23 protein-coding genes and 1 pseudogene are annotated in these 26,227 nt (G+C 66.3%); 19 read left to right on the top strand and 5 right to left on the bottom strand.

Annotation, left to right across the window (positions count from 1 at the left end; translation table 11 throughout):
* The first annotated feature begins 191 nt into the window (after window positions 1-191).
* From ligA to G5A07_RS10825, 8 genes are all read left to right on the top strand, one after another.
* Window positions 192-2,663: an NAD-dependent DNA ligase LigA gene (gene ligA, locus G5A07_RS10860; protein WP_191863319.1), complete on the top strand. Its 2,472-nt coding sequence runs from the start codon at window positions 192-194 to the stop codon at window positions 2,661-2,663.
* Window positions 2,664-2,713: 50 nt separating this feature from the next.
* The gene (locus G5A07_RS10855) at window positions 2,714-3,199 is read left to right on the top strand and encodes a GNAT family N-acetyltransferase (RefSeq protein WP_010480482.1); all 486 of its coding nucleotides are present in this window, start codon (window positions 2,714-2,716) and stop codon (window positions 3,197-3,199) included.
* Entirely contained in the window at window positions 3,196-4,152 is a 957-nt protein-coding gene (gene epmA / locus G5A07_RS10850; protein WP_099560735.1) for an EF-P lysine aminoacylase EpmA, read from the top strand. Before G5A07_RS10855 ends, epmA begins: the two co-directional genes overlap by 4 nt.
* Window positions 4,153-4,294: 142 nt before the next feature.
* Window positions 4,295-5,023 (top strand): DUF3011 domain-containing protein, encoded by a 729-nt coding sequence (locus tag G5A07_RS10845; RefSeq protein WP_010480486.1) that lies wholly within the window; start codon window positions 4,295-4,297, stop codon window positions 5,021-5,023.
* 47 nt (window positions 5,024-5,070) lie between these two features.
* A complete protein-coding gene (gene mtnA / locus G5A07_RS10840; protein WP_159360355.1) occupies window positions 5,071-6,135 on the top strand; it encodes an S-methyl-5-thioribose-1-phosphate isomerase in 1,065 nt (354 codons plus the stop codon).
* Window positions 6,136-6,396: 261 nt separating this feature from the next.
* The gene (gene gyrA / locus G5A07_RS10835) at window positions 6,397-9,111 is read left to right on the top strand and encodes a DNA gyrase subunit A (protein WP_010480491.1); all 2,715 of its coding nucleotides are present in this window, start codon (window positions 6,397-6,399) and stop codon (window positions 9,109-9,111) included.
* A 131-nt stretch (window positions 9,112-9,242) separates the two neighbouring features.
* On the top strand, window positions 9,243-11,771 hold the full coding sequence (locus G5A07_RS10830) for a membrane-bound PQQ-dependent dehydrogenase, glucose/quinate/shikimate family (protein WP_134958625.1): 2,529 nt from the start codon (window positions 9,243-9,245) through the stop codon (window positions 11,769-11,771).
* 219 nt (window positions 11,772-11,990) lie between these two features.
* A complete protein-coding gene (locus tag G5A07_RS10825; RefSeq protein ID WP_100050680.1) occupies window positions 11,991-12,497 on the top strand; it encodes a transposase in 507 nt (168 codons plus the stop codon).
* 123 nt (window positions 12,498-12,620) lie between these two features.
* Here the strand turns inward: G5A07_RS10825 and G5A07_RS10820 are convergent, their stop codons facing one another.
* Together G5A07_RS10820 and G5A07_RS10815 are read right to left on the bottom strand one after the other, a co-directional pair.
* Window positions 12,621-13,022 (bottom strand): DUF3037 domain-containing protein, encoded by a 402-nt coding sequence (locus tag G5A07_RS10820; protein ID WP_191863310.1) that lies wholly within the window; start codon window positions 13,020-13,022, stop codon window positions 12,621-12,623.
* Complete coding sequence (locus tag G5A07_RS10815) at window positions 13,000-13,776, bottom strand: HipA family kinase (RefSeq protein WP_010480502.1); 777 nt, start codon at window positions 13,774-13,776, stop codon at window positions 13,000-13,002. The genes G5A07_RS10820 and G5A07_RS10815 overlap by 23 nt, the downstream gene beginning before the upstream one ends.
* A 238-nt stretch (window positions 13,777-14,014) precedes the next feature.
* Here G5A07_RS10815 and G5A07_RS10810 point away from each other — a divergent pair, with 238 nt between their 5' ends.
* The 3 genes from G5A07_RS10810 to G5A07_RS10800 all read left to right on the top strand — a co-directional run bounded on the left by G5A07_RS10810 (window position 14,015) and on the right by G5A07_RS10800 (window position 17,515).
* The gene (locus G5A07_RS10810) at window positions 14,015-14,344 is read left to right on the top strand and encodes a hypothetical protein (protein ID WP_010480503.1); all 330 of its coding nucleotides are present in this window, start codon (window positions 14,015-14,017) and stop codon (window positions 14,342-14,344) included.
* Window positions 14,345-14,511: 167 nt separating this feature from the next.
* Window positions 14,512-16,974, top strand: coding sequence for a prolyl oligopeptidase family serine peptidase (locus G5A07_RS10805; protein WP_171954511.1), 2,463 nt, complete (start codon window positions 14,512-14,514; stop codon window positions 16,972-16,974).
* 220 nt (window positions 16,975-17,194) lie between these two features.
* Window positions 17,195-17,515, top strand: coding sequence for a hypothetical protein (locus tag G5A07_RS10800; RefSeq protein WP_043398514.1), 321 nt, complete (start codon window positions 17,195-17,197; stop codon window positions 17,513-17,515).
* Window positions 17,516-17,525: 10 nt separating this feature from the next.
* Here G5A07_RS10800 and G5A07_RS10795 read toward each other — a convergent pair whose 3' ends face one another.
* Window positions 17,526-18,509, bottom strand: coding sequence for a hypothetical protein (locus G5A07_RS10795; protein WP_191863309.1), 984 nt, complete (start codon window positions 18,507-18,509; stop codon window positions 17,526-17,528).
* A gap of 138 nt (window positions 18,510-18,647) precedes the next feature.
* Between G5A07_RS10795 and G5A07_RS10790 the strand changes: the two genes are divergently transcribed.
* Together G5A07_RS10790 and G5A07_RS10785 are read left to right on the top strand one after the other, a co-directional pair.
* Window positions 18,648-19,613: a DUF2268 domain-containing putative Zn-dependent protease gene (locus G5A07_RS10790; protein ID WP_191863308.1), complete on the top strand. Its 966-nt coding sequence runs from the start codon at window positions 18,648-18,650 to the stop codon at window positions 19,611-19,613.
* Window positions 19,614-19,662: 49 nt separating this feature from the next.
* The gene (locus tag G5A07_RS10785) at window positions 19,663-20,451 is read left to right on the top strand and encodes an SGNH/GDSL hydrolase family protein (protein ID WP_010480510.1); all 789 of its coding nucleotides are present in this window, start codon (window positions 19,663-19,665) and stop codon (window positions 20,449-20,451) included.
* Here G5A07_RS10785 and G5A07_RS10780 read toward each other — a convergent pair.
* The gene (locus tag G5A07_RS10780) at window positions 20,426-21,310 is read right to left on the bottom strand and encodes a LysR family transcriptional regulator (protein ID WP_191863307.1); all 885 of its coding nucleotides are present in this window, start codon (window positions 21,308-21,310) and stop codon (window positions 20,426-20,428) included. The genes G5A07_RS10785 and G5A07_RS10780 overlap by 26 nt on opposite strands.
* A gap of 105 nt (window positions 21,311-21,415) precedes the next feature.
* Here G5A07_RS10780 and G5A07_RS10775 point away from each other — a divergent pair, with 105 nt between their 5' ends.
* A complete protein-coding gene (locus tag G5A07_RS10775) occupies window positions 21,416-22,549 on the top strand; it encodes an agmatine deiminase family protein (protein ID WP_191863306.1) in 1,134 nt (377 codons plus the stop codon).
* 6 nt (window positions 22,550-22,555) lie between these two features.
* Here G5A07_RS10775 and G5A07_RS10770 read toward each other — a convergent pair whose 3' ends face one another.
* A complete protein-coding gene (locus tag G5A07_RS10770; protein WP_010480517.1) occupies window positions 22,556-23,101 on the bottom strand; it encodes a thioesterase family protein in 546 nt (181 codons plus the stop codon).
* Window positions 23,102-23,170: 69 nt separating this feature from the next.
* On the opposite strand from G5A07_RS10770, the gene G5A07_RS10765 reads away from it, so the two are divergent.
* The 5 genes and pseudogenes from G5A07_RS10765 to G5A07_RS10745 all read left to right on the top strand — a co-directional run.
* The gene (locus G5A07_RS10765) at window positions 23,171-23,746 is read left to right on the top strand and encodes a TetR/AcrR family transcriptional regulator (protein ID WP_029379700.1); all 576 of its coding nucleotides are present in this window, start codon (window positions 23,171-23,173) and stop codon (window positions 23,744-23,746) included.
* Window positions 23,747-23,798: 52 nt separating this feature from the next.
* Entirely contained in the window at window positions 23,799-24,182 is a 384-nt protein-coding gene (locus G5A07_RS10760; protein ID WP_019660343.1) for a nuclear transport factor 2 family protein, read from the top strand.
* A 146-nt stretch (window positions 24,183-24,328) separates the two neighbouring features.
* Entirely contained in the window at window positions 24,329-25,108 is a 780-nt protein-coding gene (locus G5A07_RS10755; protein WP_191863305.1) for a hypothetical protein, read from the top strand.
* A 52-nt stretch (window positions 25,109-25,160) separates the two neighbouring features.
* Window positions 25,161-26,006 carry an energy transducer TonB gene (locus G5A07_RS10750; RefSeq protein ID WP_191863304.1) on the top strand — a complete coding sequence of 282 codons (846 nt, stop codon included), beginning with the start codon at window positions 25,161-25,163 and terminating at the stop codon, window positions 26,004-26,006.
* Window positions 26,006-26,227, top strand: a pseudogene (locus tag G5A07_RS10745) (hypothetical protein); the annotation flags it as partial. The gene G5A07_RS10750 and the pseudogene G5A07_RS10745, both read left to right, overlap by 1 nt.

Raw genomic sequence — 26,227 nt, 5'->3', positions numbered from 1 at the left:
CGGTGAGGGTGGGCGGCAAGCTGCATTTGCAGCGTCGAGCCGTGCTCGACTACAGACGTGCCAACCAAGGTTGGCACCTGCCAGAGCGGAGGGGGGAGCAGTCGAGCATGGCTCGACGCTACAAAAGCGGGGCCGTTACCGGGCCTGACGGCCGGGCGCGGTAGAATTCCCGGCCATCCCAGAACCACCGGATCCCGATGAGCCCCAGCCCAGCCGAACGCGCCGAAGACCTCCGCCGGCAGATCGCCCAGGCCAACCGCGCCTACCACGAGCTGGACGCGCCGGAGATCCCTGACGTCGACTACGACCGGATGGTGCGCGAGCTGGAAGCGCTGGAGCGCGAGCACCCGGAACTGGCCCGTGCCGACAGCCCGACCCAGCAGGTCGGTGCGCGGCCCTCCGGCCGTTTCCCGGAGGTGCGCCACGCGGTACCGATGTTGTCGCTGTCCAATGCCTTCAGCGATGAAGAAGTGGCCGATTTCGTGCGCCGCATCGATGAGCGCCTGGGTCGTCGCAGCCTGCGGTTCTCGGCCGAGCCGAAGATGGACGGCCTGGCGATCAGCCTGCGCTACGAAGAGGGTCATTTCGTGCTCGGCGCGACCCGTGGCGATGGCAGTACCGGCGAGGACGTGACCGCCAACCTGCGCGAGATCGGTGACATTCCCAAGCGCCTGCACGGCAAGGACTGGCCGGATGTGCTGGAGGTACGCGGCGAGGTCTACATGGCGCGCGCCGATTTCGAGGCCTACAACGAACGTGCACGCCAGCACGGTGGCAAGGTGCTGGCCAATCCGCGCAACGCCGCGGCCGGCTCGCTGCGCCAGCTCGATCCGAAGATCAGTGCGCAGCGCAGGCTGAGTTTCTTCGCCTACGGCACCGGCGAAGTGCAGGGCGGCGAACTGCCGGACACCCATTCGGGCACCCTGGCCCAGCTCGGTACCTGGGGCTTCCCGGTCAGTGAGCTGTGCAAGGTGGTGGACGGCACCGACGGCCTGCTCGGCTACTACCGCGACATCGGTGAGCGCCGCGATGGCCTGCCGTTCGATATCGATGGCGTGGTCTACAAGCTCGATGACCGTGCGGGTCAGCAGGCGATGGGCTTCGTTTCGCGCGCGCCGCGCTGGGCCATCGCGCACAAGTTCCCGGCGCAGGAACAGAGCACTACCGTGGAGGCCATCGAGATCCAGATCGGCCGCACTGGTGCGGCCACGCCGGTCGCGCGCCTGGCGCCGGTGGCGGTGGCCGGCGTGATCGTGTCCAACGCCACGCTGCACAACGCCGACCAGATCGCACGCCTGGATGTGCGCGTCGGCGACAGCGTGATCGTGCGCCGTGCTGGCGATGTCATTCCCGAAGTGGTCAGCGTCATCCTCGACCGCCGCCCGCAGGGCACCGCGCCGTGGCAGATGCCGACGCGCTGCCCGGTCTGTGGCTCGGAGATCGTGCGTGAGGAGGGGGCAGCGGCGTGGCGTTGTTCGGGCGAACTGTCCTGCCCGGCGCAGCGCAAGGAAGCCATCGCCCATTTCGCCTCGCGCCGCGCGATGGACATCGATGGCCTGGGTGACAAGTACATCGAAACCCTGGTCGACGCCGGCATCGTCAAGAGCGTGGCCGACCTGTACCGCCTCAGCCGTGACCAGCTGCTGCACCTGAAACTGGTACTGGACGCCGAGGATCCGTCAGCACTGGCCGCTGCGCTGAAGCTGCACCTGCCCGCCGAGGGCAGTGGTGCGGTGCTCAATGCAGTGCTGAAGCTGGACGGCAACGATCCGGGCTGGCGTGCGCGGGCGCTGGTGCAGCCGGCCAGCTTCGAATGGAACCCGAAGAAGATCGCCACCAAGTGGGCCGACAACCTGATCGCGGCGATCGACGCCAGTCGTGCTGCCACGCTGGAGCGCCTGCTGTTTGCGCTCGGCATCGAGCATGTGGGCGAAAGCACGGCCAAGGCGCTGGCGCAGTGGTTCGGTGACCTGGAGCTGATCCGCCATCTGCCGTGGCCGTTGTTCAAGCGTGTGCCGGACATCGGTGGCGAAGTGGCGCGCTCGCTCGGCCATTTCTTCGAGCAGCAGGGCAACCAGCAGGCCATCGATGACCTGTTGCAGGTTGGCCAGGTGCGCATCAGCGATGTGCACGCGCCCAGTGCCAAGCTGCGCGAGGGCCTGGATCTGGCGCAGCTGTTGGTCGAGTCGGAGATCCCCGGCATTACCCGCCTGCGCGCGGAAAAGCTGGTGGCTGCGCTGCCTGGCGCGCAGGCGGTGCTCGACGCCGAGCATGGCCAGTTCGTCAACGCCGGCCTACCGGACGACACTGCGCGCGGTCTAGCGGAGTGGCTGGACGCCGAAGGCCATGGCGCGATGCTGTTGGCCGCCGAGAAGGCGATGCAGCAGATCCTGGCCAAGGCGCCGGCGCTGGCCGAGATCGTTGCGGGCCCGCTGGACGGGCAGACCGTGGTGCTCACCGGCACCCTGGCGCAGCTCACCCGCGATGCCGCCAAGGAGCGCCTGGAGGCGCTGGGCGCCAAGGTCTCCGGCAGCGTCTCGAAGAAGACCAGCTTTGTGGTGGCCGGTACAGAGGCAGGCTCCAAGCTGGACAAGGCACAGTCGCTGGGCGTGCCGGTGTGGGACGAAGACCGCCTGCTGGCCTATCTTGCCGAACACGAATGATGACCCCGCCGGGTGCCCCTGCGCCCGGCATGAAACACAAAGGAACACCGATGCAGACCGCCCCGCTGGATTTCCGCCTGGCTACCCGAGCTGACGAAGAGCTGCTGATCGCGTTGATGCGCGAGTTCTACGCCGAAGACAGGATCGACTTCGATGACGCGCGCGTGCGTCGCGGTGTGGATGCGCTGCTGGCTGACCCGCGCAATGGCGAAGTACTGCTGTGGCTGGACGAGGCGGGCGAGGTGGTCGGCTACGCAGTGATCGCGATGGGCTTCAGCCTGGAGCAGGGCGGCCACTTCATGCTGCTGGACGAGCTGTACCTGAGCCATCGCGCGCGCGGTCGTGGCCGCGGCAAGCAGGCGCTGGCCATCTGCGAACAGCGCGCACGGGGTCGTGGCGTCAGTCGCCTGCGCCTGGAAGTGAACCACCACAACGAACTGGCCCGGCGCCTGTACCTGGCCAGCGGCTACATCGATGACACCCGCGATCTGCTGACTCTGCCGCTGGACCACCCGCGCCCGGAGGGCATCCTGTGAGCGAGGCCCTGCTGCGCATGCTGCAGCAGCGCGCCGCGCTCAATGCGCTGGTGCGCCGCTTCTTCGCCGAGCGCGACGTGCTGGAGGTGGAGACGCCGATCCTGTCGGTGGCCGGCAACACCGAGCCGAATATCGACAGCTTCCATACCGATTTCACCGGCCATGTCGATGCCGGCGGACGCCGCCGCTGGCTGCGCACCTCGCCGGAGTATCCGCTCAAGCGCCTGCTGGCGGCGGGCGTGGGTGACTGTTACGAACTGGGCCGGGTGTTCCGCAATGGCGAGGCGGGCGGCCGCCACAATCCGGAGTTCACCATGCTGGAGTGGTACCGGGTCGGTTGGGACCACCATCGCCTGGTGCAGGAAACCGCCGAGCTGGTTGGCCAGGCGCTGGCTCTGGTCGGGCGCAGTGCGACGCTGCGTGTGCTCAGCTACCGCGAGCTGTTCCAGCAGCATGTGGGCGTGGATCCGTTCGATGCTGATGAGGCCGCGCTGCGTGCCGCGCTGGGCGAGGTGCACATCGACCCGGTCGGGCTGACCCGCGATGACTGGCTGGACCTGTTGATGACCCATCGCATCCAGCCGCACTTCGATGACACAGTGATGACCGTGGTCCATGACTGGCCCGCCAGCCAGGCCGCACTGGCACGCATCCGTGCAGGCACGCCGCCGCTGGCGGAGCGTTTCGAGCTGTACCTGGGGGCAGTGGAACTGGCCAACGGCTATCACGAACTGAACGACGCCCACGAGCAGCGTGCGCGTTTCCAGCGCGACCTGCAGCGCCGCCATGAGCGCGGCCAGGTGCAGCCGGCACTGGACGAAGCATTGCTGGCCGCATTGCCCTCGATGCCTGCCTGCGCCGGCGTGGCGGTGGGTGTTGATCGGTTGCTGATGGCGATGAACCGCACGCCGCGTATCGCCGATGTGCTGGCCTACGACTTCGCCCACGCGTGAGCGCGGTGCGCACGTTCCTGAACATCGAAGACTGAACGGAATTCCGCGTTTCTGCGCTTGCTTCGGTAAGCGGGATGATGCTCTTATCACGGCAGATGCCGGACACTGGCACGCAGTTCATCCATTCCTGCTGGGGAAGGCTTTGGTCAAGTGGTTTGCGGTTGTCGCTGCACCGGTGTACTCCATCGCGCTCTGGGGTGCCTGGCTGCCGTCATCGGCGTCGGCCCAGCAGGCGGGCTATGACGGCGAAGTGGTGACCTGCGAATCGCGCGACATGGGCTGGGTGCATTGCGATATCGACGTCAGCAATGGCATCGACCTTGTGCGCCAGCTGTCCAGCAACAGCTGCATCCGTGGCAGCGAGTGGGGCACCGACCGCAGTGGCGTGTGGGTCACCCTGGGCTGCCGGGCCGAGTTCCGTGCGCGTCGAGCGCAAGGTGCAGCGCCTGCGGCAACGGAAGGCAAGCGCCTGGTCCGCCGTGTGGTGCGCTGCGAATCCAATGGCCGCCCGCAGAGTTGCCCGGTGCGCCTGGACGGGGCGCCGGTGCGCCTGCTGCGCCAGCTCTCGGTGCTGCCGTGCCGCGAAGGGCAGGGCTGGGGCTACAAGCGCAATGAAGTCTGGACCAGCCGTGGTTGCCAGGGCGATTTCGAAGTGGCGGACGAGGACGGCCGTTTTGTCGACGTGCCGCGCCGCCTGACCTGCGAGTCGAAGTCGAAGAAGCGCCGCTTCTGTGGCGCGAGCATTTCGGTCGGCGCCGTCGTCACCGAACAGTTGTCCAGCACCCCGTGCGAGGAAGGTAACACCTGGGGCTGGAACCGCAACGGGATCTGGGTGGACGGCGGCTGCCGCGCCGAATTCTCGGTGAATTGAGCCGGGGCAGGCTCCAACCGCGCGGGGCGTGGCCCTACAATGGGCCCATGAACACTGCCTCCGACATCGACTACGCCCGTTATGACCACATCCGCCCGATCCTCTGGACCGGCGATGCCCTGCAACTGCTGGACCAGCGCAAGCTGCCGTTCGTGGTCGAGCACGTGGTCTGCCATGACAGTGACGAGGTTGCCGCCGCCATCCACGCGCTGACCGTGCGTGGCGCGCCGGCCATCGGCATTGCCGCGGCCTGGGGCGTGGTGCTGGCCGCACGTGACGTGCAGGCCGCTGATGGCGCGCATGCGCTGCAGCAGCTGGAGCCGGCGCTGCAGCGCTTGAACGCGTCGCGCCCGACCGCTGTCAACCTGGCCTGGGCGCTGGCGCGCATGCGCCGCTGCCTGAATGCCGCCGGTGCCGACTGGAAGGCTCTGCTGGCAGCGGAGGCGCAGGCCATCGCCGAGGAAGACCTGGCCGCCAACCGCCACATGGGTGCGCTGGGCGCCGGCCTGATCGAGGCCGGTAGCGGCGTGCTGACCCATTGCAACACCGGCTCGCTGGCCACCGCCGGCTTCGGTACCGCGTTGGGCGTGATCCGTGCCGGCATGGCCCAGCACCGCATTGCCCGCGTGTTCGCCGGCGAGACCCGGCCGTGGCTGCAGGGCGCGCGCCTGACGGTGTGGGAGCTGCAGCAGGATGGCATCGACGCCACCCTGATTGCCGATTCGGCCGCCTCGCACCTGATGAAGACCGGTGCTGTGCAGTGGGTGATCGTGGGTGCGGACCGCATCTGCGCCAATGGCGATACCGCCAACAAGATCGGTACCTACCAGCTGGCCATTGCCGCGCGCCACCACGGCGTGAAGTTCATGGTCGTGGCGCCGTCCTCGACGGTGGACATGGAAACTGTGGACGGCAGCCAGATCGAGATCGAGCAGCGCGATCCGGGCGAGCTGTACGGCGTGGGCGGTACCCGCACCGTGGCCGAGGGCATCGCCGCCTGGAACCCGGTGTTCGACGTCACTCCGGGCGAGCTGATCGATGCCATCGTGACCGAGCGCGGCGTGATCCTGAACCCGACCGCCGACAACATGCGCGCCGCCTTCGGCGGCTGAGGCGGGCAGGGTCGCGGATGTCTGTAGAGCCGAGCCCACGCTCGGCTCAGCCAGCGAATCCGCCGCAGCCGAGCATGGGCTCGGCTCTACAGGGGCGGTATGGGGCCCTAAGTTCCTGATTTGTGCCGGTAAAATCCCCGTAAAGGGAGGCGGAAAACGGCCTGTTGTGGTAGTATCCACAGGTTGAATCGAGGTTCCGGCACGACCCCCTCCCGCAGAGGGCTGCGCCGGACTGGACCGCTACCAGACAACGGAACCCGAATGGCAGAAACCGCCAAGGAAATCATCCAGGTCAACCTGGAAGACGAGATGCGCAAGAGCTACCTCGATTACGCCATGAGCGTGATCGTGGGCCGCGCGCTCCCGGATGCGCGCGACGGCCTCAAGCCGGTGCATCGCCGCGTGCTGTTCGCGATGAATGAACTGAACGCGCACAGCAACAAGCCCTACTTCAAGTCGGCGCGTATCGTCGGTGACGTCATCGGTAAGTACCACCCGCATGGCGATCAGTCGGTGTACGACACGCTGGTGCGCCTGGCACAGCCGTTCTCGCTGCGCTACATGCTGGTCGATGGCCAGGGTAACTTCGGCTCCATCGACGGCGACTCCGCCGCAGCGATGCGATACACCGAAGCGCGCATGTCGCGCCTCGCGCATGAGCTGATGGCCGACATCGACAAGGAAACCGTCGATTTCCAGCCCAACTACGACGAAAAGGAACTGGAGCCGACGGTCATGCCGACCCGGTTCCCGAACCTGCTGGTCAATGGTTCGGCCGGTATCGCGGTGGGCATGGCGACCAACATCCCGCCGCACAATCTGAGCGAATCGATCAACGCCTGCATCGCGCTGATCGACAACCCGGAAATTGACGTCGACGGCCTGATGGAATACATCCCGGGTCCGGATTTCCCGACCGCCGGCATCATCAATGGCACCGCCGGCATCGTCGCCGGCTACCGCACCGGCCGTGGCCGCGTGCGCATCCGTGCCAAGGCCGATATCGAAGTGGCCGACAACGGCCGCGAATCGATCATCGTCACCGAGATTCCTTACCAGGTGAACAAGGCGCGTCTGATCGAGAAGATCGCCGAGCTGGTCAAGGAAAAGAAGATCGAAGGCATCAGCGAGCTGCGCGATGAGTCCGACAAGGACGGCATGCGCATCTACATCGAGATCAAGCGCGGTGAATCTGCCGAGGTTGTGCTGAACAACCTGTACCAGCAGACGCAGATGGAATCGGTGTTCGGCATCAACATGGTGGCGCTGGTCGATGGCCGCCCGCAGTTGATGAACCTCAAGCAGATGCTGGAGGCGTTCGTCCGCCACCGTCGCGAAGTGGTCACCCGCCGCACCGTGTTCGAGCTGCGCAAGGCGCGTGCCCGTGCCCACGTGCTGGAAGGCCTGACCGTCGCGCTGGCCAACATCGACGAGATGATCGAACTGATCAAGACCTCGCCGAACCCGAACGAAGCACGCGAGCGCATGCTGGCGCGCGTGTGGGAGCCGGGCCTGGTCGGTGCGATGCTGGGCGCCGCCGGTGCCGAAGCCTCGCGTCCGGAAGACCTGCCCAAGGGCGTGGGCCTGATCGAGGGCGGCTACCAGCTGACCGAGATCCAGGCCACCCAGATCCTGGAAATGCGCCTGCACCGCCTGACCGGGCTGGAGCAGGACCGCCTGACCGACGAGTACAAGCAGCTGCTGGAAGTGATCGCCGGGCTGATCCACATCCTGGAAGACCCCGACCGCCTGCTGCAGGTGATCCGCGAAGAGCTGGTCAGCGTCAAGGCCGAGTTCGGCGACGAGCGTCGTACCGAGATCCGCCACAGCGAAGAAGACCTGGACATCCTCGACCTGATCGCGCCGGAAGACGTGGTGGTCACCGTGTCGCACGCCGGTTACGTGAAGCGCCAGCCGGTGAGCGTGTACCGCGCGCAGCGCCGTGGCGGCCGTGGCCGTAGTGCGGCGGCGACCAAGGAAGAGGATTTCATCGAACAGCTGTGGCTGGTCAACACGCATGACACGCTGCTGACCTTCACCAGTTCGGGCAAGGTGTTCTGGCTGCCGGTCTACCAGCTGCCCGAAGCCGGTTCCAACGCTCGTGGCCGTCCGATCATCAACTGGATTCCGCTGGAACCGGGCGAACGCGTGCAGGCCGTGCTGCCGGTGCGCGAGTACGCCGATGGCCAGTTCGTGTTTTTCGCCACGAAGAACGGTACGGTCAAGAAGACCCCGCTGGGCGAGTTCGCCTTCCGTCTGGCCCGCGGCAAGATCGCGATCAACCTCGACGAGGGCGACGCGCTGGTTGGCGTCGGCCTGACCGACGGCGAGCGCGACATCCTGCTGTTCGCCTCCAACGGCAAGACCGTGCGCTTCGGCGAGGACAAGGTCCGCTCGATGGGCCGTACCGCGACCGGCGTGCGTGGCATCAAGATGCCGGCCGGCGAGGAAGTGGTCAGCCTGATCGTGGCCGAAAGTGCCGGTGGCATCGAGGACGAGAACGAGGACGACAACGGTGTCGAAGAAGCCGCCGCCAATGGCGATGCGGTGATCGACGGCGCTGACGACGCCAGCGTGCAGTACATCCTCACCGCCACCGAGAACGGCTATGGCAAGCGCACCCCGCTGCCGGACTACCCGCGCAAGGGCCGTGGTACGCAGGGCGTGATCGGCATCCAGACCACCGAGCGCAACGGCAAGCTGGTCGCCGCGGTGCTGATGGGCTCCAGCGACGAAGTCCTGCTGATCTCCGATGGCGGCACCCTGGTGCGTACGCGTGGCTCGGAAATCAGCCGCGTCGGCCGCAACACCCAGGGCGTCACCCTGATCCGCCTGTCCAAGGACGAGAAGCTGCAGGCGGTGGAGCGCATGGATGCCTCCATCGAAGAGGACGAGGACGAGGTGGCGGCTGCCGCCCCGGCCACGACCGACGGCGCCCCGGCTGCGGCCAGCAGCGAGGACGCCGCGCAGGAGTGATCCTGCCGCGAGCCTGAAGTACCCGACGACGCCGGCCCTGTGCCGGCGTCGTCGTAACCGGACGCCACACATACGCGCGCGCTTCACGCCGGCGGTGGGATAAGGGCGCATGCTGCCCCCGGAGATCGACGATGTCCGTCACGCCGCCGTCCGATCCTGCTCCTGTCCGAACCCCGCGCCATCCGCTGGTGACCGTGCTGTCGCTGTTGCTGGTCGTGCTCGGCCTGGTCATCGGCGGGCTCGGCGCATGGCTGCTCAGCCTTGGCGGCTCGGCGTACTACGCCATCGCCGGGCTCGGCCTGCTGGCCAGCGGCCTCCTGCTGTTCGGCAACCGTCGCAGCGGCGCGCTGCTGTACGCGCTGGTGTTCATCGGCACACTGCTGTGGACCTGGTGGGAGTCGGGCAGCGACTACTGGCGTTGGGTGCCGCGTCTGGGCCTCGTTACGGCCCTGGGCATCGTGGTGGCGCTGCTCGCACCGACCCTGCGCGAACCGGTGTCCAAGCGCCTGTCGCGCAGCGTGGCGGGCGTGCTGATGCTGGTGTTCGTAGCTGCCTTCGGCCTGGCCTTTGCGCCGCATGGTGAAGTGGACGGGCACCTGCCGTTCCCGGAAGGCGCGGTCAGCGCCGGACTGGAACCTACGCGCGATACCACGGGCCTGCAGCCGGCTGACCAGCCCGCCGAGGGCGACTGGCCGGCGTGGGGCCGCAGCAATGCGGCCACCCGCTATTCGCCGCTGCAGCAGATCACCCCGGCCAATGTCGCCACGTTGCAACCGGCCTGGCAGTTCCGTACCGGCGATATGCCGAAGAAGCGCTGGGGCGCGGAAACCACGCCGCTGAAGATTGGCGATCGCCTGTACCTGTGCACCGCGCGCAACCGCCTGATCGCACTCGACGCCGCCAGCGGCAAGGAGCTGTGGCGGTTCGATCCAAGGGTGAAGGATGCTTCGATTCCCTATACCGCTGCCTGTCGCGGTGTGAGCTATTACGAGCAGCCCAGCACGCCGACCGTTGCTGATGCGGCATTGGCCGATGTCGCCGCTGATCTGGCGCTGCCGGAACCGCCGCCCAGCATCACCCGCAGTGTTGCACCGGGCAGTCGTCCGGCATGCTGGGCGCGCATCATCGAAGGCACGCTGGACGGTCGCATCATCGCGGTGGACGCGGACAGCGGCCGTCCCTGCGCGAATTTCGGTAACAACGGCCAGGTCGACATCACTCTGGGCATGGGCGAGGTGCCACCGGGTTACGTGTCGATCAACTCGCCGCCGGCCATCGTGCGCGGCGTGATCGTGACCGGTCATCAGGTGCTCGACGGACAGCGCCGCGATGCGCCCTCGGGCGTGATCCAGGCCTACGATGCCATCACCGGCAAGCTGCGCTGGGCATGGGACATGGACCAGCCCGAGCGCAGCGGCTTGCCGCCGCGCGAGCAGACCTATACGCGCGGCACACCCAACATGTGGACCACCGCCACCGGTGATGAAGCACTGGGGCTGGTCTACCTGCCGCTGGGCAATTCTGCGGGAGACTATTGGAGTGGCTCGCGCACGGAGAGCCAGAACCGCTATGCAACCTCGCTGGTGGCGATCGACGTGGCCACCGGCAAGCCGGTCTGGCATTTCCAGGCGGTGCGCAAGGATGTGTGGGACTACGACCTGGGTTCGCAGGCCAGCCTGATCGACTACCCGACGGCGGCGGGCAAGGTGCCGGCGATCCTGTTGCCGACCAAGCAGGGCGACCTCTATATCCTCGATCGCCGCAACGGCCAGCTGCTTACCGCCGCCGAAGAGCGCAAGGTGCCGGTCGGCGGCGTCGAACCCGAGCAGCGTTCACCCACCCAGCTGTTTTCGCTGTACCACACGCTGCGCCGCGAACATGACCTGACCGAGCGCGACATGTGGGGCATCACCCCGATCGACCAGCTGGTCTGCCGCATCCAGTTCCGCAAGGCGTACTACGAAGGCTTCTACACGCCGCCGAGCAGCGAGCGCCATTCCATCGAGTACCCTGGCTACAACGGCGGCTCGGACTGGGGCAGCGTGTCCATCGATACGCGCCGCGGCGTGATCGTGGCCAACTACAACGACATGCCCAACTACAACAGGCTGGTGCCACGCGCCGAGGCCGACCGGCTGGGCTGGCTGCCACGCGAGAAGATCCGGTTCGACAAGGGCGGTGCAGAAGGCGCGGGCGACCCGCAGGTGGGCACGCCGTATGGCATCCAGGTCAACGCTGGTTGGCGGCTGCCGTTCACCGGCCTGCTGTGCAAGCAGCCGCCCTATGGCGGTATCCGTGCCATCGACCTGCGTACCGGCAAGCTGCTGTGGGACCGTCCATTCGGCAGTGCGCGCGGCAACGGACCGTTCGGCATCCGTTCCGGCCTGCCGATCGAGATCGGCACGCCGAACAATGGTGGTTCGGTGATCACCGCCAGCGGCCTGATCTTCATCGCCGCTGCCACCGATGACCTGCTGCGTGCCATTGACCTGAAGACCGGCAAGGAACTGTGGCATGCCAAGCTGCCCGCGGGCGGCCAGGCCAATCCGATGGTGTACGAGCAGGGCGGGCGCCAGTACGTAGTGATCATGGCCGGCGGCCACCATTTCATGGAAACCCCGAACGGCGATTACGTGATGGCGTTTGCGTTGCCGAGATAGGGCCGACGGGTAAAGCCGGCTGGGTAGAGTCGACTGGGTAGAGTCGACTGTTAGTCGACCGCTCTTCTCTTCCGCGTTGGAAAGCCCGCGCTTCGCGCGATAGTCGACTAACAGTCGACTCTACCCGGGCGACTCCACCCAGGCGACTCCACATACCCTGACGCTGTATCGAGAGGATCCCTGATTCTGGCATTGGCAGGGAACCGATGCCGGAAATCCATGCGGGCGGGCATTCTCGAACTCATGCCAAGTCCCCAACTGCTTTCCGGGCGGCGATCCATCGCCGGCAATGTCTACACCATCACCATGGTGTGCCGGAATCGCTATCGCGTATTCGATTGCCCTGCCAATGCCCACCTTGCCATGCAGCTCCTCGGATCGATGGATCGGGAAGGCCTGACTGCATCACTTGCCTGGATCATCATGCCGGATCACATTCACTGGCTGGCTCAACTTCGCAGTCACTCGTTGGGCTACTGCGTGCAGCGCTTCAAGGCGCGCAGCAGCTTTCTAATCAACCGGCGGCGAGGGAGCCGGGGTGCAATCTGGCAGGCTGGCTATTACGATCATGCAATCCGCAGTGATGCGTCGCTTCACAGGCACGCTTGCTACATTCTGGCAAATCCCGTTCGAGCCGGTCTTGCCGCGCAGATCGGTGACCATCCGTATGGATGGTGCCGCTGGCCGTTGAGCGAGCTTGAATCCGCAGGCGAACGCGCATGGTGATGGGACCGACTGGGTAAAATCGACCGGGTAGAGTCGACTGTCAGTCGACTGCCTTTCTCGATGCCGCCGAAGAGCCCGCGCTGCGCGCGTTAGTCGACTAACAGTCGACTCTACCAGTTGCCGCTACGCGGTTGGTGCCGGTACCCGCACCATCTTCGTCATCAAGTGTTCCACCACACCCGCCGGGTCCGCAGTGCGGCCCACATGCGTGCTCGACATCTGCACAACCGAACTGCGCTTGGCGGTAAGGAAATGGAAGCGCGCTCGCGCGGGCAGCTGCGCGATGGGGCCGGCGCTGGCGTCGCCGCGGCAGATGGCCACGATCGCATCCAGCCACGGCTGCAGCGCCTCCTGGTCCAGCGCCGGCGCGAAGGCGCGCAGGCGCGCAGGATCGATCTCGATGGCCGCCTCCAGATGACGCGCGCCAGGACAGGAGACGATCACCCCGACGTTGATGAATTCCTCGCGTTCCACCCGCGGTACCACGCGGATGACCGCGTAGTCATACGTGTGCAGCGTGGGCACGGATGGCCTCCTGCACGAACACCGCACGCACTTTCAGGCGATGCTTGAGATAGTCGACGTAGCCTTGGCGATAGGCCTGCGGACTGTCGAATGCCGGCTCGTTGACCAGCCAGCTGTCCGGCACCAGGCCGACGATGCGCTCGATCTCGGCATCGGTCAGGCGCGCGGCCAGTTCGGCATCCACCTCGGCGATGCGGCTGGCGAACGACAGCAGCACGTGGTCGCGGATCAGCACGAACGGCTTTTCGCAGGCATCGCCGGCGTTGGCCCAGTCGTGATGGAAGTACATGGCCGCACCGTGATCGATCAGGTACAGCTTTCGATGCCACACCATCAGGTTCGGATTGCGCGTGGTGCGATCGACATTGCTGGTGAGCGCATCGAACCAGACGATGCGCGAGGCCAGATCGGCATCCACCGGCATCGCCGCAGGGTCGTAGTTGATCGCACCGGGCAGGTAGTCCAGGCCCAGGTTCAGGCCCTCGCTGGCACGGATCAGCTCCTGGATTTCCGGGTCCGGTTCGGTGCGGGCGAACTCGCGGTCCAGCTCCACGAACAGGATTTCCGGAATCGGCAGGCCCAGCGTGCGCGCCATTTCGCCGGCGATCAGCTCGGCGATCAGCGCCTTCGGGCCTTGGCCGGCGCCACGGAACTTCAGCACGGCCATGCCGTCGTCGTCGGTCTCGACCACGGCCGGCAGGGAGCCACCTTCCCGCAAGGGAGTGATGTAGCGGAGGGCATGTACGGTGCGCATGGGCGCATTCTAGCGTGGCGCAGGTGCAACCCCCTGATCGGCGAGGACCGAGTTCGGCCTTCACCTGTCCCTTCCGCCTGTGATGGCAGCATCGTGCTCCAGGAACCCTTGGGTTCATGGGCGTACTGGCACTCTCGATGCAGAGGCTTCAGGCCGGGCATTTGCTCGGCTGCCAGCGACGCGCACTGCGAAGCGGAAACCTCATCCACGATGTCCTGCAGGCTACGGAGGTGCACCGATGAGCGACGAATTCACTCCCATGCTGCCGCCCTTGGACGACGCCAAGGTCGAGGAAATGATCGGCAAGGTCGTACTGGTAGGGGTGACCCGCTATGGCGGCGACGGCCAGGTAAAGGGGCTGGAGCAGTATGCCGGCACGGTGCTGCGCATCAGCGCCGACGAGGGCGTGGTGCTGGCCGACGAGAATGATGGCCACGAGCGCTACCTGCCGCCGATGCTGGACCAGTACCAGCCAGCCGAGCCCGGGGAGTACCGCATGCACACCAGTGGCATGATCGTGGTCGACCCCGACTACCTGGCCACCTGGGACCTGCACGCGCAGCAGTAGTGCCAAGCCATGCCTGGCAGGTGCCGGCAGTTCCCCGGCACCTCCCGGAGCTGCACTTTGCCCCATCCGGCCACTAGCCCTTCCGGCCCATTCACGACAACCCCTGCGGTGCTAGATTCGGGTCCATGCCCGATTCCGGGTACCCATTCACACTCCAGGGGATAAGGATGCTGATCCGTCGAACCTCTCTGGCGGCGGCCGTTGCCGTCGCCACCGCCGGCCTGCTGGCCGCTGGCCCGGCGCTTGCCGACTACGCCAAGCCACCGGAACACCTGCTCAAGGTGCTGAAGGCGCCGCCGCCGCCAGCGCCGAACGTGGCCCCGGGGGGGCAGCGCCTGCTGCTGACCACTGCGCAGACCTACCCTTCGATCAGCCGTGTCGCCCAGCCGTATCTGAAGCTGGCCGGCGTGCGCCTGGAACCGAAGAACCGCAGCCGCCATGACACCCCCGGTGGCTACGGCATTCCGGCCTGCGTGGCCGACTTCACCCTGGTCGATATCGGCAGCGGCAAGGAGACCAAGGTCAACCTGCCGCAGGGCTGCGCCACCGGCGCGCTGTGGTCGGCCGATGGCAGCCACTTCGCCTTCCAGAATGCGGTCGATACCAGCGTGCAGCTGTGGGTGGGCGATGCGGCCACCGGCCAGGTGAAGCAGGTGCCGAACGTGCAGCTGAACCCGATCTTCGGCTACACCGTGCAGTGGCTGGGCGGCAGCCAGAATCTGCTGGTGAAGCTGGTCCCGGCCAATCAGGGCCCGGCGCCGTCCAATGGCGGCGTGCCGACCGGTCCGGACGCGCAGGAGTCGCTGGGCAGCAGCGGCGAAAGCAGCACCTACGAAGCCCGCGACACGCTGACCAGCGTCCATGACGAGAAGCTGTTCGCCTATTACGGTACTTCGCAGCTGGCCGTGGTCGATACCGTCGCCAACCGCGTGCGCCCGGTCGGGCAACCGGCGCTGTTCAATGAAGTCAGCGCCGCGCCCGATGGCGTGCACGTGCTGACCGAATCGATCAAGGCACCGTATTCGCATGCGGTGACCTACCAGCGCTTCGCCAACGACGTGGCCGTGCTGGACATCGCCAGCGGCAAGTCCACGCCGATCGCCAGCCTGCCGTTGGCCGACCGCGTGCCGGTGCACGGCGTACCGGAAGGTCCGCGCGGTTTCGACTGGCGTGCCACCGATCCGGCCACCCTGGTCTATGCCGAAGCGCTGGACAAGGGCGACTGGAAGGTCAACGTGCCGCATCGCGATCGCGTGCTGATGCTGAAGGCGCCGTTCAACGGCAAGCCGACCGAAATCACCCGCACTACGCAGCGCTTTGAAGGTTTTGCGTGGTCCGCCGATCCGTCCGTGGCGTTCCAGTTCGAGAACGACGAGAACCGCCACTGGATGCAGACCCGCATCGTCGATGTGGACCAGCCGAAGAAGGAAGGCCGCCTGCTGTGGGACATGTCCAGCGATGAGCTGTACGGCAACCCCGGCAACCTGGTCTTCACCCGCCTGTCGAATGGCGCGCAGGTCGTGCGCCGTGAGGGCAACCATGTGTTCCTCAGCGGCCGTGGCGCGTCGCCGCAGGGCGACCGTCCGTTCCTGGACCGCCTGGACCTGGGCACGCTGAAGAGCGAGCGCCTGTTCCGCAGCAGTGCCGATGCCTACGAACAGTTCCTCGGTTTCAGCAACACGCCGGGGCGCTACCTGACCTGGCACCAGTCGGTGATCGATCCGCCGAATGCCTTCATCCGCCAGCAGGGTGAGGCGGTGGCCGACGCGAAGGCCGGCGAGGCGCAGTTCGCGTCCACCACGACCGCGCTGACCAAGCTGGTCGACCCGACCCCGGAAGTGCGCCAGATCAAGAAGCAGCTGGTGACCTACAAGCGCGCCGACGGCGTGGACCTGTCGTTCACCCTGTACACGCCGCCGGGCTACAAGGAGGGCCAGCGCGTGCCGGCGATCCTGTATGCGTACCCGGCCGACTTCGCCAACGCCGCGCAGGCCGGCCAGGTGTCCGGTTCGCAGCAGACCTTCACCCGCCTGCAGCCGTACCGCCTGATGCTGCTGGCCGGCTACGCGATCATCGACAACGCCTCGTTCCCGATCGTGGGTGACCCGAAGAACGCCTACGACACCTACCTGGAGCAGCTGGAAGCCGACGCCAAGGCGGCGGTGGACAAGGCCGTGGACATGGGCGTGGTCGATCGCAACCGCATCGGCGTGACCGGTCACAGCCATGGCGGCCTGATGACCGCCAACCTGATTGCGCACACCAAGCTGTTCAAGGCCGGTGTGGCGACCAGTGGTTCGTACAACAAGACCTTCACCCCGTTCGGCTTCCAGAACGAACGCCGCTCTGTCTGGCAGGCGCAGGACGTGTACCTGAAGGCCTCGCCGTTCTTCTATGCCGACAAGATCAAGCTGCCGCTGCTGCTGGTCCATGGCGAAGACGACGCCAACCCGGGCACCGAGCCGTTCCAGTCGCGCAAGCTCTACCAGGCGATCCGCGGCAACGGCGGCACCACCCGCCTGGTGATGCTGCCGAACGAACCGCACTGGTACACCGCATTGGAATCGAACGAGCAGCTGGTGGCGGAAATGCTGAACTGGTTCGACACCTACGTGAAGAACGCCAAGTAGCGTCGAGCCTGCTCGACCGCTTTGCAGAAGGCCGCCTTCGGGCGGCCTTCCTGCATCCTGCTGTAGAGCCGAGCCCACGCTCGGCTATCCGTTGGCCTGTAAACAGTTGCAGGTGCTCTGCAATCAACTGTGGAGACTCGGTAACGACGTGTTACCGGCACATTCGCACGCCGCGCAAATGGTCTAGGCTGAACCTGATAGCTCGTTCCAGGTCGGTGCAATGAAAGCCATCCTTCTTGCTGCAACGTTGTCCTTGGTCCTGGTCTCAACTGCAGGTGCGCAGCCATTGCCCACCGAATTGGCGCAGCTGGGGATCATCGCCGGCATGCCTTACGCCAAGGCCAAGCGCCTGCTGGATGCCGCAGGCTGGCGGGCAAAACCTGCGCAGGGCGCGCCGGAGTCGCTGGACGGCTTTCCGGAAGTCGGATGCCAGAAGGATGGAAAGCAATGTGCGACGATCTTCGAAAAGGACGGTCAACAGATCGCGGTGCGGCTGGGCACTACCCTGGCAGGGCAGCCGTTCGTGCAGAGCGCTGACTGAGTACCCGCCCTCACGCCAGCGGTAGGCGGTCCTGCGCGCGCGACAGCCGGTCATGCAGGTCGCGCACATGTTCTGCCTTGGCATGCACCCGGGTGGTATCGCCGAAACTGCGTAGATAAGCGCAGGCCGCGAAGCCGGCGCTCTTCTTTTCGTACTCCGCAATCCAGGCCAGACGATCCGGGTTGTTGGCCTGTTCGGCGGACCACGCGGCCACCGGCGGGCGGATGCGATAACGCAGGCCGACGCGCCACGGCTTCGGTGTCAGCCGCGCACGGAAGCAGTGCTGCAGTCGGCACATGCGCGCGTACAAGGTGTCGGTGCCCAGTGCCTTGAAGAACGCCTGCAGCTGCTCGTCCTCGGGCGAGAAGGTGGCATGCATCGCCAGCACGCGCAGTCCCGCAGGCGTGCGGTAAGCGCGCAGATGCCAGTCGGGGTGTTGTTCGCTGAAGACTTCCACGCGCCGCAGCGCAAGCCCTTCGGCACCCCCGGCGGCGGCCAGACGCTGCCTGCGGCGCAACAGCAATGCGGCATTGACCAGAACTACCGCCGCCACTCCCAGCACCAGCCCCACCAGCCAGTGCCACAGCAGCGTGCCGGTGACGGCGCCGGCAAGCAGCACGACCGCCGCAACAATGGCCGGCATCACGCAGCCGGCTGGCGGCTGCGCATGGTCGATGTCGGCGAACAGCACGTCCGGGCTGTTGAGGCACAGTGCGCCATAGCTGTTGCGGGTGATGATGACGTCGCCGTCGCGCTGCACGATCTGCTCGCGGATCGGCACGCCCTCCACGCCGTAGTTGCTGCGCACTTCGCGGCGCGGTAGCGCCTGCCCGGCGAGGATGGCATTGAGGGCTTCGTTGGCGCGGCGGTCGGCGTGCACCTGCGCCTCTGCAGGGCCTTCGTCGGACCAGCCGAAGCGGCGCACCACCACCGGCCGGCCACGGAGGCGGGCCTGCAGGCGGGCTTCAGCCCAGTACGCGGGAACGATCATCATCGCGGGGTGCTCCATCTTCCGTGGCAGGTGCCGAATCGAGTCTGGCACAGCGCCGGAGTGCCCGCATCTGCTTGCTGCGGCGGCCGGGCCGGGGTGATAGATTGCGCGCTTCGCCTGCACTCCACCAAGGACGGAGCGATGTCCATGATCCTGCGCGGCCTGTTGGCCCTGGCCTGTGCCGGGGCAGTTGGCATGGCCACGGCGGCGGTACCGGCCGGGCCTCAGATTGTCACTGACGATGTCAGTCGCTTCTACGCGCTGTACGACAACGCAGGTGGCAAACCCAGCGTTGCGCAGTTGCGTGGATACATGGCCGAGGGTTCGGCGGGCCTGGCCGAACTGGCGAAGGCGCGCCGGGTCACCCCCGAGCGCATTGCCGAGTCCATCGCCAACCAGCCGGAACTGTATGCGCAGGGACGAAGCTGCCTGGCCGAACTGCCAGCGGTGAAACAACGCCTGACGCAGGTGTTTTCCAACCTGCAGGCGATCTACCCGCAGGCTGCGTTTCCGCCGGTGACCATCGCGGTGGGCCGTGGCCGTCCGGTCGGGCTGACCTCGAAAAGCGGGGTGATCATCGGCCTGGAAGCGCTGTGCGCAGCCGATTTCATGAATCCCAATGTGCAGGACCGCTTCGTGCACGTGATTGCGCACGAGTACGTGCACATCCAGCAGACGGGCCTGACCGACTTCGAGCCGGGCGACCCGCATGCGACGGTGCTGCGTGTTTCGCTGGGGGAGGGCATCGCCGAGTTCATCGCCGAACTGATTTCCGGCAACGTCGGCAACGGGCGCCACGCGGCCTGGACCCGTGGCCGGGAAGTGCATATCGAAAGCGCGTTCGCGCTGGATCTGGACAGCACCGATCTGTCGCCATGGCTGTACAACTACAAGCCGGGCTCGCAGGAGCCTTACGACCTCGGGTACTGGGTGGGCTACCGCATCGCCAAGGCCTATTACCTGCAGGCCAAGGACAAGCGTGATGCGGTGCGTGCGCTGATCCAGCAGGACAACCCGAAGGCGATCCTGGCTGCCAGCGGCTGGACGCCGGGCATGTGGATGCCGGCGAAAGTCACGGGTGTGGCGGCGCTTGCGGCTGCACGCTGAGCACAGGGCGGGGCGTTAGACTGCGGAAGATGATTTCAGGAGTACTCGCATGCGTGGATCTGTTGAGCTTGCCGCTGCCACCGTCGTGACGCTGGGCCTCGCGTTGGCTTCTCCGCTGGGCGCTGCAGAAGCCGTCGCAGTCAATCCGCTGCTGCAGACGCCGATCGACCAGCTGCGCCCCGACGAAATTCGTTTCATGCAGCAGCGCCTGGCCGATTGGCCGCAGCTGCAACGCTATCGTGACGCGAACGCGCGACTGCCTGCGGCAGTGCCGGGCCAGCCACGCGTAGTGTTCTTCGGTGACTCCATCACCGAGGGCTGGGGCAGGGAAGGCAGTGCCGGTTTCTTCCCCGGCAAGGGCTGGCTCAACCGCGGCATCAGTGGCCAGACCACGGCGCAGATGCTGGTGCGTTTCCCGCAGGACGTGCTGGCACTGAAGCCACAGGTGGTGGTGATCCTGGCCGGCACCAACGACATCGCCGGCAACACCGGCCCGTCCACGCAGGCGATGATCGAAGACAACCTGCACGCGATGATGGAGCTGGCCCGTGCACATGGCATCGCCGTGGTGCTGGCCTCCGTGCTGCCGGTGAGCGAGTACCCGTGGATGCCGGGCATCACGCCTGCGCCGAAGGTGCGCGCATTGAATACGGCGTTGAAGCGCTATGCCGAGGCGAAGCAGTTGGTCTATCTGGACTACTACACGCCGATGGCCAATGCGGCTGGTGGCCTCGATCCGCAGCTGGCCGAGGATGGCGTGCATCCCACGGCGAAGGGCTATGCAGTGATGGCGCCGTTGGCCGAAGCGGCGGTCAAGCGCGCGCTGCAGCAGAAGTAGCTCCCGCGGGCAGACTCGCCAGCAGCCACTCGCAGAAACTGATCACCAGCGGATCGGCGGTGCTGTCCTCATGCACCAGCCAGCTCCAGCGCGGACCACGCACGCGTGCCTCATCCAGCGGCTGCAGCAGGCCCTGCTCGCAGGCGCGTGCCGCCAGCAGCTCGCTGACCAGGGCAATCCCCAGGCCCTGGCATGCGGCATCCAGCAGCTGCCCGGGCTCGGAGAAATTCATGCCCTCACGGCGCTGGCCGACATCGGTGCCGCCCTGCACCTGCCATTGGCTCCAATCCATTTCGCGCTCGCCATGCAGGGTCAGTCGTTCGTGCACCGGTGTGGCGAGCAGGGCCGGATGGCAGGCCGGATAGAGGCGGTCCTGCAGCAGCACGCGGTGCTGGCACTGCGCCTGTGAGTCGAGGTCATCGCGTACCGCTACGTCCAGCGTCTGCGTGGTCATGTCCGGCGCTTCCTCGCTGGTCAGCAGCCACAGGTCGGCACCGGGATGCAGGCGATGGAACCCGGCCAGGCGTGGCACCAGCCAATGGCGCGCAAAGGCCGGGCTGGTGTTGACGATCAGTTGATTCGGCTTGCGGTACTGATCGAGCCGGCGGATGCCACTGGCCAGCTGCCGCAGCAGGGACTGGGTGGTTTCCAGCAGGTCGATGCCGGCGTCGGTGAGGGTGACGCTGCGGCCCTGCCGGAAGAACAACGGCTGCTGCAGCGAGGCTTCCAGGCCCCGGATCTGCTGGCTGATGGCCGACTGGGTCAGATGCAGTTCCTCGGCGGCCCTGTGGAAACTACCCAGGCGGGCGGCGGCCTCGAAACCACGCAACGCGTTCAGCGGTGGCCAATGCTTGAGCATTTCAGGTAAGTAAAACTGTTCAATTGATGGCTGAATCTATCGTTTGTTCTTATGGATGGGCAAGCGCAGCATAGCTTCCATTCCACACCGGCCCTGGAGCCCGTCATGAGCAGCCGTCGTCACTTCCTCACCCAGCTGGCGGGCGCCGCCGGTCTTGGCGGCCTGGCCGCCCTCGGTCTGGCGGGGCTGCCGGCTCGCGTATCCGCAGCGGAGCCAGCTGCGGGCCCCTGGCGCATGCCGGACGAGCACGGGCCGCAGGAACGTGTCTTTCTGGCCTTTGCCGCGCAACCGCGGGTGTGGGGCGCGCAGGCCGATGCGGTGAACACCGCCGTGGCGCGGCTGGCCCGTACCATCGCCCGCCACCAGTCGGTCAGCGTGCTGTGCCGCCCGGAGCAGCTGAAGCAGGCGCAGGACCGCTGCGGCCGCGACAACATCGAGTTCCTCGAGGTGCCGCTGGATGACATATGGGTGCGCGATTACGGCGGTTGCTTCGTCACCAACGACAGGGGCGGGCTGGGGCTGGTCGACTTCAACTTCAACGGTTGGGGAGGCAAGCAGAGCGCACGCAACGATGGCGCGGTGGCGCCCTGGCTGGCACAGGTGACCGGCGCGACGCTGCTGGAAAGCGATCTGGTGGGCGAGGGCGGTGGCATCGAAGTCGACGGCCATGGCACCGCCATCCTCACCGAAAGCTGCTGGGTGAACCGCATCCGTAATCCGGACTGGTCGCGCGCGGAGATCGAGGCCGAGCTGAAGCATCACCTGGGCCTGCGCAAGGTGATCTGGCTGCCCGGCATCGCCGGCGAGGACATCACCGACGCGCATGTGGATTTCTATGCGCGCTTCGTGCGCCCGGGTGTAGTGATTGCCAACCTGGACAATGATCCGGAGTCCTACGACTACGACCTGACCCGCGAACATCTACAGATCCTGCGCGAGGCCACCGATGCCGATGGCCGTCGCCTGCAGGTGCATACGCTGCCGCCGCCGCTGGACGGGCGCGACAACGTGCATACCCGCGACAACGACGATCTGGCGACGGGCTATATCAACTACCTGCCGATCAACGGCGCGGTGGTCGCGCCGCAGTTCGGTGACGACGCAGCCGATGGCTACTGCCGTGAACTGCTGGAGGACTTGTATCCCGGCCGCGTGATCGAACAGGTGGATATCGATGCGATCGCCGGCGGCGGAGGTGGCATCCATTGCGTGACCAAGAACATGCCGAAGGTAGGGTGACGTGCCTCAGGCATCGTCCAGCTTCAACGCGGCATCGGCCGCCAGCAACGCCTCGGCGGCTGCACTGAGCGACGGCGACGGTGGGGCGACCACGCCGATCGCTTCCATCATCTTCGGCATGCCCAGGAACTGGCGCGCGCGACGGTCGTAGATGCCGGTGACCAGCAGCGCACGGGTGGCGATCTTCTGCTCGGGCCCGATCAGCACGCGCTGCTCCATGATGCCGCGCGAGCCGACCCAGCCCACCAGGCGCGTTTCCAGGGTGAAGCGCTGGAACGGCTTGAGTTCGCGGCGGAACTGGATGGTGCCGGCACCGACGATCGGCGCCCACTTCTCGCGCAGCGCCACCCGGCCCAGGCCCATGCGCAGGATCAGGTCCAGCCGGCCCAGATCGAAGATGTTCCAGTAGCGGCCGTTGGTCATGTGCAGGTTGCTGTCCAGGTCGTTGGGCAGCACACGGAACTGCAGGCGCGAGACCCCGAACGGGGCCTCCAGCTTCGGCCGGAACAGGCTGCAAAGCAGCAGATGGAGCAGGCGGAACCAGAGATTCATGGCTATGACGACTGTTATAGAACGGCCGGTACGCTAATCTATGACGACTGTCTTAGCAAGGCGATCGCCGTGAGCCCACGACCCTCTGATGCCCCGCAACGGGTGATTGATGCCGCAGCACAGATGCTGGCGCGGGTAGGCCTCAATGCCACCAGCATTCGTGAGGTGACCAAGCTGGCCGAGGCGCCGCTGGGCTCCACCTACCACCATTTTCCTGGCGGCAAGCAGGAACTGCTGGCGCGCGCCACCTACATGGCCGGCGACAAGGTGGAGGCGCTTCTCGTCGAGCTGTTGAAGGGAGGGGCGGTGCAGGGCCTGCAGCAGTTCCTGGCAATGTGGCGCGAGCGCCTGCTGCGCTCCGGGTTCCGGGCGGGCTGCCCGGTACTGGCCGCTGCCGTGGAGGAGCCGGTGGAGGCAGTGCCGAGCCAGCCCCGTGCAGCAGCTGCTGAAGTGTTCGCACGTTGGCAGGCCCATCTGGCCGCAGCGTTCATCGCCGACGGCCACGATCCGGTCGCCGCGGGTGGGCTGGCCAATCTGGTGATTGCCAGTGTGGAAGGTGCGGTGGCGATGTGCCGCGCACTGCAGGACATCGCCCCGTTCGACCAGGTGGCCGCGCAGTTGCTGAAGGCCGCCGCGCCTCCTTGATACGGCTGAACGGTCGCGGGAGACTTGGCGCAGGCCCTGACTGGACACCGCCGTGGACGAATCGCACTGCCGCCATCTGATCGAGCACTACCTGCAGGCCTACAACCGCTTCGACATCGACGCCATGCTGGCGGTGCTGGCGCATAACGTGCGTTTCGAGAACCACAGCGGTGGGCAGCTGACGATGGTCACCGAAGGCATCGATGCCTTCGGCGAACTGGCACGGCAATCGGCGCCGTTGTTCCGCGAGCGCGAGCAGCGGTTGCTGGAGCTGATCTTCAAGGATGGCGTGGTGCTGGCCAGCATCGGCTGGCGTGGCGTGTTCGCGCAGGACATTCCCGATGGTCCCGGCGCGGGTACGGAACTGGCACTGCAGGGACACAGCGAGTTCGCTTTTGAGGACGGTCGCATCGTGCGGATCGTCGACCGCAGTTGATGATCAATGGCCTCGGCCCGTCGCCTGGACAGAGGCCCCGGCCGCGGTAGAATCCGCGCAACACCCCCCGCGCGTGCCCGGCAAGGATGTCCGCATGCTGTATCAGGTTCTTGAGCTTCCACGATCCGCGGCACCCGGTGGCGCCGATGAAACGCACCCGTTTCTTTGCGCGGAGCCCGCTGAAGTTGCCGGTGAACCGTGCCGGTGAGCTTGTGCGCGCACGGCAACACCTGCGGGAACGCGGCTGGCCATGCCTGCAGATGGCGCTGATCGTGGCCCTGACCGGTGCGGCCGGTTTTCTTGCCTCGCATCTGCTGCGTCTGGCCGGCATCGACGCGATGCTGCTTCGCTACCCGATGGCCGTATTGCTGGCCTATGGCGTGTTCCTGCTGCTGATGTGGATCTGGATCCGCTGGCGCTGGGACAACGTGCTGGATGGCCTGTCGCCGGATGTGGGCAGTGGCAGCCCTTCGCCTCGCGGAAGTGCCGTGGAATCACCGTGGGGCGGCGTCGGTGGCCGTTCTGGAGGTGGCGGCGCGTCAGCTTCGTGGAATGAGTCGGCGCAGGCCGGCGGCGGCGATGCCGGTGAGCTGCCGTTGACCGGCCTGGCCGAAGACGAAGCAGGCCTGCCGTTGCTGGCGATCCTCGGCATCGTCGCGCTGGTGGCGTCCGTCCTGCTGGCGAGCGTGTGGGTGGTGTGGTCGGCACCGGTGCTGATGGCCGAATTGCTGGTGGACGCGGCCATCGCCAGTGGCCTGTACCGGCGCATGCAGGGCATGCACGAGCAGGGGTGGTGGCGGGTATGCGTGACGCACACGATCTGGCCGCTGCTCGGCCTGCTGCTGTTCTTCGTGGTGCTGGGCGGGCTCGCGCAGGAACTCGCGCCAGATGCGACCCATCTGCTGCAGGTCATTCAAGCGCTGTAGCGTCACGTCCCCGGCCGATATCCCAACCTGCTTCATTTCTTCCAGGAACTTCATGCGACAGCGCATTGCACGGAAACGCGTCCTGGCCACAACGGTCGTTCTATCGATGGTTGCAGTCGTAGCGCTGATCGTCAGCATGCGCTCGCAATGGCGGCAGGCAGTCGGCCCGCCTCCGATCAATCTGGGAACGGCACGGATGCAGGCCGAAGTGATGGCAGAGCTCATCGACCTGCGACCGACACCACCAGGGAAGCCGCCGGAACCACCGATTCCAATCAAGGGAATCTTCTCCCCGATGCTGACCGGTAACAGTGGATCCGCGACCGCGGCAGTGCCGCTGGAAGATGTCGCGCCAGCACACTTCGAGCCGCGCGGCTGGGAGCCCGACATGCCATTTGTCGTGATGGAATGGACTGCGCCTACCTGTGGCGAAGGAGACCCCGCCCCTGTCTGCCAGGTTCGTCACAGCGTCGTGGAATGGCGTGATGATGACAGTGCGGCGTCCTTTCAACTGCAGCAGCATCTGGAGTCGATGCTGCAGGTTGCGAACCGCCGGGCTGTACGCGTACCCGACCTTGCGTTTGAGCTTGCGCATGTGCGAGCGCAACGGATGACGTGGGACGAGCTTCAGCAACGGCGTGCGCGTGGCATCGAGGGATGCACGGGTGGCCCGGGCAATCCCGATCTGGGCGTTGTCTATCTGCAGCGTCCTGTGTTCAGCCAGGAGGGGAACTGGGCAATGGCATCGGTCGCCTCGGATCTGTGCAGTGGAGGGACGGCGATGCGCGTCCTCTACCTTCTGCACCGCAGGAAGAGCGGATGGGAGCGTATTCGAGTGGAGCCTGTCCGCCATATGAGCGTTGGACACGGCCTGTGGCCCGCGTTGGCGGAGTCGTGATGACAGATACCTCGTTCAAGCCAGACCGTGACTGCCAACAACGGATCACCTGGCGACGCATTGCATCGCTGGCGGCGGCGCTGTCGGCTTTGGCTCTCATGGCCGGGATCTGCAGCCTGCGCCCGAGGTGGCAGCAGGAGATCGGTCGGCTACCGATCAACCTGGGAACAGCGCAGATGCAGGCGGAGGCGCATGCGCTGGCGGAAGCGGTGGGCGCGTTC

Origin of the sequence: Stenotrophomonas sp. AS012628, from assembly GCF_010608305.1 — a bacterium.
Lineage (GTDB): Bacteria > Pseudomonadota > Gammaproteobacteria > Xanthomonadales > Xanthomonadaceae > Stenotrophomonas > Stenotrophomonas geniculata.
This window is presented reverse-complemented; position numbering and strand designations above follow the sequence as displayed.